Origin of the sequence: Mesorhizobium sp. AR02, assembly GCF_024746835.1 — a bacterium.
Taxonomy (GTDB): Bacteria; Pseudomonadota; Alphaproteobacteria; order Rhizobiales; family Rhizobiaceae; genus Mesorhizobium.
Genome location: NZ_CP080531.1, coordinates 3000347 through 3013139, shown reverse-complemented (window position 1 = coordinate 3013139; position 12793 = coordinate 3000347). Strand labels below are relative to the sequence as shown.

13 protein-coding genes are annotated in these 12793 nt (G+C 63.3%); 5 read left to right on the top strand and 8 right to left on the bottom strand.

The annotated features are described in order from the left end of the window. Window positions 1-124 precede the first annotated feature (124 nt). Window positions 125-385, top strand: a complete 261-nt coding sequence (locus DBIPINDM_RS18640; protein WP_258588607.1) for a hypothetical protein — start codon at window positions 125-127, stop codon at window positions 383-385. 106 nt (window positions 386-491) lie between these two features. Here DBIPINDM_RS18640 and DBIPINDM_RS18635 read toward each other — a convergent pair whose 3' ends face one another. Beyond that, window positions 492-1028, bottom strand: coding sequence for a L,D-transpeptidase family protein (locus DBIPINDM_RS18635; protein WP_258589297.1), 537 nt, complete (start codon window positions 1026-1028; stop codon window positions 492-494). 144 nt (window positions 1029-1172) lie between these two features. Between DBIPINDM_RS18635 and DBIPINDM_RS18630 the strand changes: the two genes are divergently transcribed. The 3 genes from DBIPINDM_RS18630 to DBIPINDM_RS18620 all read left to right on the top strand — a co-directional run bounded on the left by DBIPINDM_RS18630 (window position 1173) and on the right by DBIPINDM_RS18620 (window position 2940). After that, complete coding sequence (locus DBIPINDM_RS18630) at window positions 1173-1856, top strand: response regulator transcription factor (protein ID WP_010912284.1); 684 nt, start codon at window positions 1173-1175, stop codon at window positions 1854-1856. 122 nt (window positions 1857-1978) lie between these two features. Beyond that, window positions 1979-2434 carry a Crp/Fnr family transcriptional regulator gene (locus DBIPINDM_RS18625; RefSeq protein ID WP_258588606.1) on the top strand — a complete coding sequence of 152 codons (456 nt, stop codon included), beginning with the start codon at window positions 1979-1981 and terminating at the stop codon, window positions 2432-2434. A 14-nt stretch (window positions 2435-2448) separates the two neighbouring features. After that, window positions 2449-2940 carry a GNAT family N-acetyltransferase gene (locus DBIPINDM_RS18620; protein WP_258588605.1) on the top strand — a complete coding sequence of 164 codons (492 nt, stop codon included), beginning with the start codon at window positions 2449-2451 and terminating at the stop codon, window positions 2938-2940. Here the strand turns inward: DBIPINDM_RS18620 and DBIPINDM_RS18615 are convergent, their stop codons facing one another. The 7 genes from DBIPINDM_RS18615 to tesB all read right to left on the bottom strand — a co-directional run bounded on the left by DBIPINDM_RS18615 (window position 2941) and on the right by tesB (window position 11328). Then, window positions 2941-3747 carry an exodeoxyribonuclease III gene (locus tag DBIPINDM_RS18615; protein ID WP_258588604.1) on the bottom strand — a complete coding sequence of 269 codons (807 nt, stop codon included), beginning with the start codon at window positions 3745-3747 and terminating at the stop codon, window positions 2941-2943. Window positions 3748-4109: 362 nt separating this feature from the next. Beyond that, window positions 4110-4790 carry an outer membrane lipoprotein carrier protein LolA gene (locus DBIPINDM_RS18610; protein WP_258588603.1) on the bottom strand — a complete coding sequence of 227 codons (681 nt, stop codon included), beginning with the start codon at window positions 4788-4790 and terminating at the stop codon, window positions 4110-4112. A gap of 132 nt (window positions 4791-4922) precedes the next feature. Continuing rightward, window positions 4923-7586 carry a DNA translocase FtsK gene (locus tag DBIPINDM_RS18605; RefSeq protein WP_258588602.1) on the bottom strand — a complete coding sequence of 888 codons (2664 nt, stop codon included), beginning with the start codon at window positions 7584-7586 and terminating at the stop codon, window positions 4923-4925. A gap of 211 nt (window positions 7587-7797) precedes the next feature. Continuing rightward, window positions 7798-8073, bottom strand: a complete 276-nt coding sequence (locus DBIPINDM_RS18600) for a hypothetical protein (protein WP_258588601.1) — start codon at window positions 8071-8073, stop codon at window positions 7798-7800. A 340-nt stretch (window positions 8074-8413) separates the two neighbouring features. Then, window positions 8414-9775 (bottom strand): ammonium transporter, encoded by a 1362-nt coding sequence (locus tag DBIPINDM_RS18595; RefSeq protein WP_416361764.1) that lies wholly within the window; start codon window positions 9773-9775, stop codon window positions 8414-8416. A gap of 31 nt (window positions 9776-9806) precedes the next feature. Next, on the bottom strand, window positions 9807-10145 hold the full coding sequence (locus DBIPINDM_RS18590) for a P-II family nitrogen regulator (RefSeq protein ID WP_013528889.1): 339 nt from the start codon (window positions 10143-10145) through the stop codon (window positions 9807-9809). A gap of 322 nt (window positions 10146-10467) precedes the next feature. Beyond that, on the bottom strand, window positions 10468-11328 hold the full coding sequence (gene tesB / locus DBIPINDM_RS18585) for an acyl-CoA thioesterase II (RefSeq protein ID WP_095202728.1): 861 nt from the start codon (window positions 11326-11328) through the stop codon (window positions 10468-10470). Window positions 11329-11426: 98 nt separating this feature from the next. On the opposite strand from tesB, the gene DBIPINDM_RS18580 reads away from it, so the two are divergent. Then, window positions 11427-12686, top strand: a complete 1260-nt coding sequence (locus tag DBIPINDM_RS18580; protein ID WP_258588600.1) for a ubiquinone biosynthesis hydroxylase — start codon at window positions 11427-11429, stop codon at window positions 12684-12686. The last annotated feature ends 107 nt before the right edge of the window (window positions 12687-12793 follow it).

The following is a 12793-nucleotide window of genomic DNA, read 5'->3' as shown; positions in this document are numbered from 1 at the left end:
TCCAAATAAAACTTGATGATCTGAAAAGAACTACTCGTTTCCCGTATATTTTTCAATCCGGCATGATTGCAGCATCGAGATACCTTCAAACCGGATTTGACATCCGGAGAAACCGGATAAAGCCATGACCGAGATCGTTCTGAAGTCCCACACCGCCCTCAAATCCCGCTCCGGCATCGCACCCTGGCTGCGCGTCGCAATCGATTGGCTGCGTCAGGCGCGGGTCGCCGCCCGGCTTCCGCATGAGTCGCTGGAAGGTCTCTCCGACAGCCAGCTGCGCGACATCGGCGCCGAGCGCCGCGACGTCGCGCAGGTGATGGATCGGGAGCTCCGCGACATCGGCCTGCTGGGGACGGGTTGGCAGAAGCCGGGTCGGAGGAAATAGGGGAGTAAGGCAGTAGGGCAGTACGGCAATAGGGGAAGTCAGGGCACCGGAAGACACGCCCTACTGCCCTACTGCCCTACTGCCCTACTGCCCTACTGCCCATTCCCTACCTCACCACCCTCACCACCGTCCGGTCCGACAGCAGCGGCAGCAACCGCATCATCGTGCGCGCGGTCACCGCGACGCAGCCTTGCGTCGGCGTGAACCCGGGGCGTGCCAAGTGGAAGAAGATGGCGCTGCCGCGCCCGCGGCGGCGCGGTGCGATGTTCCAGTCGAGCACCAGGCAGGCGTCATAGAGCCGGTCGTCACGCCGCATGCGTTCATGGCTGGCGCCGTAGGGGATCTTGACCGGCCTGTTGTAGTTGCGGTCGTCGGGCACTTCGCACCAGCCGAGGTCGGGCCCGATTGGCGTCATCGCCAGCCGCGTCCGGCGGCCACCGGCAAACTGATCTCCCCGGAAATAACCCGACAGGATGCGCATCGAGCCGAGCGGCGTGGCGCCGTCGCCCTCGCGCTTGTCGGCCGAGATGCCGCCGTGCCCCAGCGCGCAGGCAAACACCGTTTTGCCGGCCTGCAGCAGGCCCTGGTTGGGGTGGCCGGGCCTTGCCCGCACGGTCAGCACACGCAGCCGTTTCAGCAAAATTGCGCCGGCTGCATTGCGATCGCGTTTTTTCTTGTATGATCGTGCCACGGAACAAATCACTGTGATCGGCTATTGTGTCGGCCAGCTTCCGCATAAATACGCAGCGGTCAACTGAATTCACTTTTCAAAACAACGGATTGATCCATGACTTCACGCACCATTCTGATCGTCGACGACGATGACGACCTGCGCGGCACGCTGGTCGAGCAGCTCGCCCTCTATGAGGAATTCGACGTGCTGCAGGAAGCGACTGCGGCAAAAGGCGTCACCGCGGCACGCGGCGGCCTCATCGACCTGCTCATCATGGATGTCGGCCTGCCCGACATGGATGGCCGCGAGGCCGTCAAGATCCTGCGCAAGGGCGGCTACAAGGCGCCCATCATCATGCTGACCGGCCACGACACCGATTCGGACACGATTCTGGGGCTCGAGGCCGGCGCCAACGACTATGTGACGAAGCCGTTCCGCTTCGCGGTGCTGCTTGCGCGCATCCGCGCGCAGCTGCGCCAGCATGAGCAGAGCGAGGACGCCACCTTCTCGGTCGGCCCCTACACCTTCAAGCCCAGCCAGAAGCTGCTCATCGACCCGCGTGGTGGCAAGGTGCGGCTGACGGAGAAGGAAGCCTCGATCATCAAATATCTCTACCGCGCCGACCAGAAGGTGGTGACGCGCGACGTGCTGCTGGAGGAGGTCTGGGGCTACAATTCCGGCGTCACCACGCACACGCTGGAAACCCATGTCTACCGACTGCGCCAGAAGATCGAGCGCGATCCTTCCAATGCGGAAATTCTTGTGACAGAAAGCGGTGGCTACAAGCTGGTTCCTTAAACATTTCATTATCCAATGTGCGGTCTGGGCGGGGCCGCGTTCGGGTGCGATCCTGTTGGAGGAGATTCAGGATCGACTCGTGAAGGAGGGATTGGACTGACCGTTCGGGGACGCAGCTAGAGATGGCGTTGGATGACGACATCCGCATCCTGTCCGCCGTGAGGCTCTTCGAGGGTTTCACGCAGGAACAGCTGCGCCTGCTCGCCTTCGGCGCCGAGAACACCCTGTTGCAGGCCAACCACAAACTTTACCGCGAGGACGACGAGGCCGATTCGGCCTATGTCGTGGTCAGCGGACGCATCGTGCTCTATCGCGAGCAGAGTGGCGAACGCATCCCGATTGGCACCGCCGGCCCCGGCACCATCCTGAGCGAACTGGCATTGATCGCCGACAGCAACCGGCTGACCAGCGCTTCGGCCGAAATCGACTCGGAAGTGATCCGGCTCAGCCGTAAGATGTTCCGCCGCATCCTGGAGGAATATCCGGAAGTGGCGGTGAAGCTGCACCAGCGCATCTCCGAGGAATTCCAGGCCATGATCCGCCGCATCGAGGAGCTGGCGCCACGGTTTTCCGGCTGAGGCGCAATGCGAACATGACCTTTCAGCTTGTTCGCGCCACCGAAAACGACTTGCCCTTCATCATGGCCACCGAACGGCGCGAGGGCTACGACGCGCTCGTCGGGCGCTGGGATGAGCCACGTCATCGCGAAGCCTTTGCCGACGGCGCCCACGCCTATTTTGTAGGGATCGATGGTTCCGTGCCGATCGGCTTCGTCATCCTGCGCGGTTGGGCTTCTGCCGAACGTGTGACACTGGTCAAGCGCATTGCCGTCATCGCACCGGGGCAAGGCCAGGGCCGAATGCTGCTGGCGGCGGCGGTCGATCGGGTCTTTGTCGAGACCGACGCCTATCGGCTCAGCATCGGCCTCTTCCCGGACAATCATCGCGCGCGCCGTGCCTACGAGGCCGTTGGCTTCAAGGCCGAAGGCATTGCGCGCGGCAGCGCGTTCTTCAACGGCATACACCGCGACGAACTGGTCATGGCGCAGCTGCGGCCGGAATGGGAACACCGCCAGTCCGGATAATCAGTCGAGAGCAAACCGCGCAATGACCGGCACATGGTCTGATGGCCGTTCCCAGCCGCGCGCCGCCCGCAGGATTTCGTAGCCGGCGAAATCAGGCACCAGGTTTGGCGACGACCAGACGTGGTCGAGCCGCCGCCCGCGATTGGACGCTTCCCAATCCTGCGCGCGATAACTCCACCAGGTGTATAGCTTCTGATCAAGCGGCACGTTGAGCCGCATCAGGTCGACCCAGTCGCCGGCGAGCCGCATCGCCTCGAAGTTTTCGGTCTCGACCGGTGTATGGCTGACCACGTTGAGCAATTGCTTGTGCGACCAGACATCATGCTCGAGCGGCGCGATGTTGAGGTCGCCGACCAGCACCGAGGCGGACACCTCGCTGTGCTCGGCGCGGATGGCGTTCATCTCGGCGACGAAATCGAGCTTGTGCCTGAACTTCTTGTTGATTTCGGGATCCGGCTCGTCGCCGCCCGCCGGGACGTAGAAATTGTGCAGCAGGATCGTCTTGCCGCCGGCGCGCACCGTCACCGACAGATGCCGGCTGTCCTCGATCTCGCAGAAGCGGCGCTTTTCGACCACCTCGATCGGCCGCCGCGCCACGGTCGCCACGCCGTGATAGCCCTTCTGGCCATGGAAGGCGATGTGCTGGTAGCCGAGCCTGCGGAATGCCTTTTCGGGAAACAGCTCGTCGGGAACTTTCGTTTCCTGCAGGCAGAGCACATCGGGGGCGTACTCGTCGAGCAGGCGCTCGACGATCGGCATGCGCAGGCGCACGGAGTTGATGTTCCAGGTGGCGATGGAAAAAGACATTTGGCAATCCGGAGGCAGCGTGCTTCCCAGCCAGGACCGATGGACCCAGACGAAGAAGACGCCTTTGAGGGAGTCAATCCGGAAACTGCCAGCCGGGCGCGGTAAAGACAAGCCGGGCTAAGCTCAGAACCTGCTCAGGCGGGGGCCCAAGGTGCGCTGAGATTCAGGTCAGGCCGAGTCGAGAATGGTGGCTTCAGGGGTCGCCCTTGCGAAGAGCGGAGCGTACTTAAAAGTACGTGAGCACCGGCCTACGCCGGCCGTAGCCTTAACTGTCATGCCAATCGTGTGGCTTCGGCCGGCCAAGGCCGGAAGCGCGGGAAGCCGCCATTCGCAGGCCGGCCTCACCTGAATATCTGCGTACCTTAGCGCGTCTTCGTATTCAGCTCGCGGTTGGCCGTATAGTCGATGGCAAACGTGTCGGGCGCGAAGCTGACGCCTTCCTTGGTGTTGAAGATCATCACCGTGGTGTCCTTGCCTTGCGCGTCGGTGATCGTCCACTGGCGCAGATCATAGGTTTTCGGATCGAACATCATGGTGATCATCGCATTGCCGAACACCGACTTGTCAGCGAGCTTGATCGTGGTGAGGTCGTCTTCTTCCTTGACGCTCTTGACGCGGTCGCCGGAGAGATCAATGCGGTCGTCGAGCAGCAATTTCAGCGGTGTCTTCGACAGCGGATAGAGATCGGACGTGTTCATTTTCTTGTTGAGGATGACCACCGACTTGCCGTCCGAAATCACCTTGAAATTCGACGCCCCGTCATAGTTGAAGCGGATCTTGCCTGGCCGTTCGAGGAAGAACTTGCCGCCGGTCTGCTCGCCCTTGGGGCCGAATTGGACGAATTCGCCACTCATCGATTTGACCGAGGAAAAATGGTCGGCGATCTTCTGCGCGGCAGCGGGCACGGCGGCTTGCGCCGAGGCCAGCAGCTGGAATCCGGGCACCACATTGATGGCGGCGGCACCCGCAGCGACAAGGCCGAGGCCAAGCAGCTGGCGGCGGGTCGGGGCGAAATTGCCGAGTGCTGAAAGATCGTTTTTCATGGCGGTCACTCTCGTGGTGATTCCTGTATCTATCGTTGTTCCTGAGCCCCCAGTTGGGCTGAAGTTTGGCGGACGGAAGGTGCTCCCTCGCTTCAACGCGCCGCAGGGTTCAAGGTTGCGGCCGGCTTCCCATCAGAATTTGTCGTCTTCGGTCGGCACCAGGATCTCGCGTTTTCCCGCGTGGTTGGCCGGGCCGACAATGCCTTCCTTCTCCATCTTCTCGATGATCGAGGCGGCGCGGTTGTAGCCGATGCCGAGACGGCGCTGGATGTAGCTGGTGGACGCCTTGCCGTCGCGCAGCACCACCGCGACCGCCTGGTCGTAGGGATCGTCGGAATCCTCGAAATTGCCGCCGCCACCGCCACCGGAGCCGCCGCCCTTGCCGGACGGTTCGTCGTCGTCCTCGTCATCATCCTCTGTGATGGCGTCGAGATATTCCGGCACGCCCTGCAGCTTCAGATGCCCGACGATCTTCTCGACCTCGTCATCGGAGACAAACGGGCCGTGCACGCGCTGGATGCGGCCGCCGCCGGCCATGTAGAGCATGTCGCCCATGCCGAGCAGCTGCTCGGCGCCCTGCTCGCCCAGGATGGTGCGGCTGTCGATCTTCGACGTCACCTGGAAGGAAATGCGGGTCGGGAAGTTGGCCTTGATGGTGCCGGTGATGACGTCGACCGACGGACGCTGCGTCGCCATGATGACATGGATGCCGGCGGCACGCGCCATCTGCGCCAGACGCTGCACCGCACCTTCGATGTCCTTGCCGGCGACCATCATCAGGTCGGCCATTTCGTCGATGATGACAACGATATAGGGCATCGGCTCGAGATCGAGATCCTCGGTCTCGTAGATCGCCTCGCCGGTCTGGCGGTCGAAACCCGTCTGCACGGTGCGCGAAATCTTCTCGCCTTTTTTCTCGGCCAGCTGAACGCGGGCGTTGAAACCGTCGATGTTGCGCACGCCGACCTTGGACATCTTGCGGTAACGGTCCTCCATCTCCCGCACCGTCCATTTCAACGCCACCACCGCCTTTTTCGGATCGGTGACGACGGGCGTCAAAAGATGCGGGATGCCGTCATAGACCGAAAGTTCCAGCATCTTCGGGTCGATCATGATCAGCCGGCATTCCTGCGGCGTCAGCTTGTAGAGCAGCGACAGGATCATGGTGTTGATGGCGACGGATTTGCCCGAACCGGTGGTGCCGGCGACCAGCACGTGTGGCATCTTGGCGATGTCGACGATGACCGCCTCGCCATTGATGGTCTTGCCCAGAGCCAGCGCCAGCTTGGACTTGGTCGTCTCGAAATCGCGGCTGGCCAGTATCTCCCTGAGGTAGACGGTTTCGCGCTTGGCATTCGGCAGTTCGATGCCGATGGCGTTGCGCCCCGGCACGACGGCGACGCGGCAAGCGATCGCGCTCATCGAGCGGGCGATGTCGTCGGAGAGGCCGATGACGCGCGACGATTTGATGCCGGGCGCCGGTTCCAGCTCATAGAGGGTGACCACCGGACCGGGGCGTACCGCAATGATCTCGCCCTTGACGCCGAAATCCTCCAGCACGCCCTCGAGCAGGCGCGCATTCTGTTCCAGCGCATCCTTCGACAGGCTCGGATCCTTCGCCACGTTCTTCGGTTCGGACAGGAAATGCAGCGACGGCATCTCGAACGTGTCCGAGCCGATCAGCGAGGTTTGCGCCTCGCGCTGGACGCGGGCGCCCGGCACGGGGCGCGCCGCCGGCGCCTCGACGCGGGTGGCGGCGTCGGAGCGGAACTGCTGCACCTTGGCCGTTGACGCGGCACGGCGCTGGGTGACGGGCTCGTCGTCGAAATCCATGTCCTCGTCATCGCGATCGAAGATATCGTCATCATCCGGATCGACGGATACGCTGCGGTCATTGACCATGGCGGCGAAGAATTCCGGCTCGACACGGGCGCGGCCGTCCTGGCTCATCCGCTGCTCGGCGAACTCGGCCGATTCGACCCGTTCGGCGGCGCGGCGCCAGGCGGTGGAGCGCTGCTCCATCTCCGGCTCGTATTCGTCCCGCTCCTGCCTGCGGCGCACCGCGCGCCGATGCATCCAGGCGCGCAACGAGAGCCACCAATGCGTAATCGCGCCCAGCGCCAATATGCCCTCGTCGCCCTCATCCTCGTCATTGTCGAACAGGAGATCATCCTCGCGTGGATCGGCGGCAGCAGGCTCTTCCATGACGGCGAAGCCGTTCTTGCGCCCGATCAGCGCCGAGCCATAGGCGAACAGCCAGAGCGTCGGCGCGGCCAGCAAAACGGCAAGCACGCTGGCGATCAGCCCGGTCGGGTAGCCGCCGATGAGGATGCCGGGAATTTTGAGCACCATGTCGCCGAACACGCCACCGAGGCCGGTGGGCAGCGGCCAGGTCTTGGGCGGAACGACGCAGCCGGCGATCGCGGCGGCGAGCAGCGCGAAACCGAACCAGAACAGCCCGCGTTTGGGCAGCCTGTCGACGCCGCGCGCCGAAAACAGGAGGTATCCCCAGATGACAGCCGGGACCAGCGCGGCAACCGCGGCGAGGCCGAAGAACTGCATGGCGAGGTCAGAGAACACAGCGCCGGCATAGCCCATGGCGTTGGTGACGGTGTTGTTGGTGGCGTGCGAGAAGCTTGGATCGGCAACGTTCCATGTGGCGAGGCTGGCAACCCCGAAGGCGACAGCCAGGAACAGGCCGGCGCCGACCAGCCGACCGACCTGGCGCCGTGCGAAAGCCTGGATGCCGTGCCCCGTATCGGCCATCGCGAGCGGTGCTGAAGCCCCTGAACGCATGCTCTTCCCCGTCAGTGATTGCCTGGCCCGAGCGCATGACGCACTCCGGCAGATTCGGAGGCCAGACTAGCTGTGGGAAGGTTAAGGCGGCATTAACCATGGCTTTTTACCGATGCCGCCTTGCAGACAAAGATGGCGAGCCGCGAGGCCCGCCATCTCTTCCTTGGCAACGACAAAACGATCGGGCCCTTCCGGACCCGATCTCGCGCAATCACTTGTGACCGGCATACATCATCAGGTTGGCGCAGAATTCGGCGTGAGGCTTGCTCATCGCCGCGTCCTGGCATTCCTTCATCATCGTGTCCTGCTTGTCCTTGGCCGTCGAGGCCCAGGCTGCCTTGAAATCCGCCTCGGACTTCATGGTCTTCATGCCGGCATCGGTGAAGAACGGCGCCATGTTGGCGGGCTCGTCGAGCGCGCCAGCAAGTGCAACACCGCTGACCATCGACAAAGCCAGTGCTCCCAGGAAGATGTTTTTAATGTTCATCAGTTGGTTCCTTCCCTGTTGGTAGCGAGCGCCAGAACGGCGCTCGCTACTCCAGTACGGAGCCGGAAAGCCCTATGTTTCTTCCCGTTGGCGCATCACGCGAACGTGATCACGTCGAAAAACGATTCCTCCTTCGTCTTTTCGAAGCGTACGATTTTCCAAAAAAAGAGGCCCGAATTGCTTCGGGCCTCAATGCGTGAGCCTCTTTCGAGAACGTCACGACGGGATCTCTTTGGCAACTCCTGGGAAATCCGAACTGCGGTTTTCAGGCATGAGTTGCGTGGAGGAACCATGGGGCCGGCGGGAGGAGGATCCGCCGGCCCCGTTGGCAAAGTTCGCCTTACGGCACCACTTCGCCATGCTGGGAGATGTCGAGGCCTTCGACCTCTTCCTGGGTCGTCGGACGCAGGCCAACCAGCGCCTTGACGATGTAGAGGATCACGAAGGTGGCGATCGCCGTCCACAGGATGGTGAAGACGATGCCGTAGAGCTGGGTGACCACCGAGCCGCCCTTGCCGAGCGCGTTGATCGCCGGATCGGCCAGTGCGCCGGTGAGCAACGCACCGATGATGCCGCCGACGCCGTGGACGCCAAAGGCATCGAGCGAGTCGTCATAGCCGAACATGTGCTTCACCTTGACCGCCGAGATGTAGCAGAGCACGCCGGCGACGATGCCGATGATGAAGGCACCCGTTGGGTTGACGAAGCCGGAAGCCGGCGTCACCGCGACGAGGCCGGCGACGGCACCCGAGATGATGCCGAGCACCGAGGGCTTCTTGGCGACGATCCATTCGGCGAACATCCAGGCCAGCGCCGCGGCAGCGGTGGCGACCTGCGTGTTCATCATCGCAGCGCCGGCAAGGCCGTCGGCAGCCAGTTCCGAACCGGCGTTGAAGCCGAACCAGCCGACCCACAGCAGCGAGGCGCCGATCACCGAATAGACCAGGTTATGCGGCGCCATGTTGGTGGTGCCGTAGCCTTCGCGCTTGCCCAGAACCAGCGCGCAGACCAGGCCCGCGACACCGGCGTTGATATGGACGACCGTGCCGCCGGCGAAGTCGAGCACGCCAGCCGTGCCGAGGAAGCCACCACCCCAGACCCAATGCGCGATCGGGCAATAGACGAACACCAGCCACAGGCCCATGAAGATCAGCAGCGCCGAAAACTTCATACGCTCGGCAAAGGCGCCGGCGATCAGCGCTGGAGTGATAATCGCAAAGGTCATCTGGAACATCGAGAAGACGAATTCAGGGATGTTCGAGACCCCCGGCAGCCACAGCGTCGAGACCGTGATGCCGTGGTGGAAGAACCGCGAGAAACCACCGATATATTGGTTCAGGCCGGCGGAATCATTGGTGGAGAAGGCGAGCGAATAGCCGAACATGAACCACAGCACCGTCACCAAGCAGGTGATGGCGAAGCTCTGCATGATGGTGGCGAGCACGTTCTTCTTGCGCACCATGCCGCCGTAGAACAGCGCCAGGCCCGGGATGGTCATCATCAGCACCAGCGCCGTCGAGGTCAGCATCCAGGCGGTGTTGCCGGTATCGAGCACCGGGGTGGGGGCGGCAGCCGGTGCGGCAGCGGCAGCGGCAGGAGCGGCTTGCTGCGCGAAGGCGGCGACGCTGCCCAATGCTGCGAGAGCAAGCGAACCCAGAAGGGCCGCCCGTCCCGTCGTCTTCAAGGTGGAAGGAATATTCATTGAACTCTCCATTGGAATACGTGTTCGCCGCTCAGAGCGCGTCGGTGTCTGTTTCGCCGGTACGGATGCGCACCGCCTGGTCGATGCCGAAAACGAAGATCTTGCCGTCGCCGATCTGGCCGGTCTTGGCCGCGGCGGTGATGGCTTCGACGGCCTTGTCGACCATGTCGGCACTGACCGCGACCTCGATCTTGATCTTCGGCAGGAAACTGACCGCGTATTCCGCCCCGCGATAGATTTCCGTATGCCCCTTCTGACGCCCGTAGCCTTTGACTTCGGTGACGGTCAGGCCCTGGATGCCGACGGCGGTAAGCGCTTCGCGTACCTCGTCCAGCTTGAACGGCTTGATGATTGCCATCACGATTTTCATAAGGTTTCACCCTTTGCTGTTGCGGTCCCCCGCGTTTGCACGACTGCACCGATCCCAAGGAGCCGGAGAGTGCCCCCAAGGATTCAAGCTCCGTGCCAAGTGCCGAAGCAGCGTGTTAACCTGTTGTAAACAAAGGGAATGGGGTGGCCGGAGCCAGCAGGTGCCCGTGCCTGCGGCACGCCACATGCTCAAAAATTATGCAATTTTTCGAAATTGCCTAATTTGCCGGCTTTGAGCATGATCCCGAAAAGTCGAGCCCGGTTTTCTCGGACAAACGGTTTTCGTTTGTCCAGAGATCCTGCTCAAACAAGACTCGCAGTGCTCAACGCTTGAGCCGGATCAAACCTTCCTGGGCCATCGAGGCGATCAGCGTGCCGTCGCGGGCATAGAGCGTGCCGCGGCTGAAGCCGCGCGATCCTGAACTCGACGGGCTGTCCTGCGCATAGAGCAGCCAGCCGTCGAGCGAATGCGGCCGGTGGAACCACATCGAATGGTCGAGGCTCGCCGCCTGGATGTCGGGATCGAACAGGCCACGCCCATGCGCGAAGGTTGAGGTGTCGAGCAGCGTCATGTCGGAGAGATAGGCGAGCAGCACCGATTGCAACGCGCGGTCGTCGGGAACCGGCCCGGCAAGGCGGATCCAGACATTCTGCCGAGGTGGCAGCTTGTCGCGGCTCTCATAATGCTGGAGATTGACTGGCCTGAGCTCCAGCGGCCGCTCGCGCGCCCAGAAGCGGCGCACCGCTTCCGGCACACGCTCAGCCCTTTCGAGCAGCTGCCGCTGCGTCTGCAACCCTTCCGGCGGCGGCACGTCATCGGGCAGCGCGAACTGATGCTCCAGCCCCTTTTCGTCGACCTGGAACGAGGCTTCCAGCGAAAAGATCGCCTGGCCGTGCTGGATCGCCAGCACGCGGCGGGTGGTGAAGGAGCCACCGTCGCGGATGCGGTCGACCTCGTAGACGATCGGCACCCGGATGTCGCCCGGCCGCATGAAATAGCCGTGCAGCGAATGCACGAAGCGGTCCGGCTCCACCGTCCGCTGCGCCGCCACCAGCGCTTGGGCGATGGTCTGGCCGCCAAACACACGCTGCCACTCCACCTGGGGGCTGCGACCACGATACAGATTGTGTTCCAGCCTCTCGAGGTCGAGAATGCGCAGAAGCTCGTCGATCGCCGCCGTCATGTTTTGTGACCTCGCCGCAAAATTGCTATGGCGGTTTCCGACAGGAAGAACGAGCCGTCAAGGGCGCAAGCCCGGCCGACGCGCAAGGAGCCAAGACAATGGAACGCAAGGCGGACGCCAAGACCAGATCCGGGCTCGATGTTCTCGTCGCCGGCGCCGGCTATGTCGGGCTGGCCACCGCCGTCTCGCTGAAGCAGGCGCGGCCCCATTTGGCCGTGGCGCTGGTCGATGCCGCGCCCGCCGGCGCCTGGCAACGCGACGGTCGTGCCTCGGCCATTGCCGCCGCCGCCTGCCGCATGCTCGACCAGCTCGGCGTCTGGGCCGAGATCGCGCCGCAGGCGCAGGCGATCACCGAGATGATCATCACCGATTCGCGCAGCGCCGATCCGGTGCGCCCGGTCTTCCTGACCTTCGGTGGCGAAGTGGCGCCGGGCGAGCCCTTCGCGCATATGGTGGCCAACAGGGCGTTGAACGGCGCCTTGCGCGCCAGAGCCGAGAAGCTCGGCATCGACATCATCGAAGGTGTCGCGGTGCAGGCTTTCGAGACCAATGGCGCCGGCATATCAGTGCACCTGGCCGACGGGGCCGCGCTGACGGCACGGCTGCTGGTCGCCGCCGACGGTGTCAATTCGAAGCTGCGCGACATGGCCGGCATCAAGACGGTGAAGTGGGACTATGGCCAGTCCGGCATCGTCTGCACCGTGGCGCATGAACGCCCGCACAATGGCCGCGCCGAAGAGCATTTTTTGCCGGCTGGCCCCTTCGCCACCTTGCCGCTCAAGCCGGACGCGGACGGCACCAACCGCTCGTCGATCGTCTGGGTCGAACGCGCGGAAGATGCGAAAACGCTGGTGGAAGGCGACGACCTCGTCTTCGAGCATGAACTCGAACAGCGTTTTGGCCTGAAGCTCGGTGAGATCCGCGTTGCCGACAAGCCGCGCGCCTGGCCGCTCGGCCTGACCATCGTGCGCGCCTTCGTCGCACCGCGCATAGCCCTTGCCGGCGACGCCGCCCACGGCATCCACCCGATCGCTGGGCAGGGTCTCAATCTCGGCTTCAAGGATGTGGCAGCGCTTGCCGAGGTGATCGTCGAGGCCGACCGGCTCGGCCAGGACATCGGCGCGCTCGACGTGCTCGAGCGCTACCAGCAATGGCGCCGTTTCGACACGGTGCAGATGGGCATCACGACGGATGTGCTGAACCGGCTGTTTTCCAACGACATCACCCCGCTGCGCACCGTCCGCGACATCGGCCTTGGCCTCGTCGAGCGCATGCCTCGCCTCAAGCAATTCTTCATCCGGCAGGCCTCGGGACTGTCGGCCGGCACGCCGAAGCTGTTGAAGGGCGAGGCGATCTGAGCGTCTCGCTGGCACGCGTAACTTCGTCGTCCTCGGGCGTAGCGACGCGAAGCGGAGCGAAGACCCAAGGATCCATGCCGTGACCTTGATCGTGGGGTGCGGCGGAG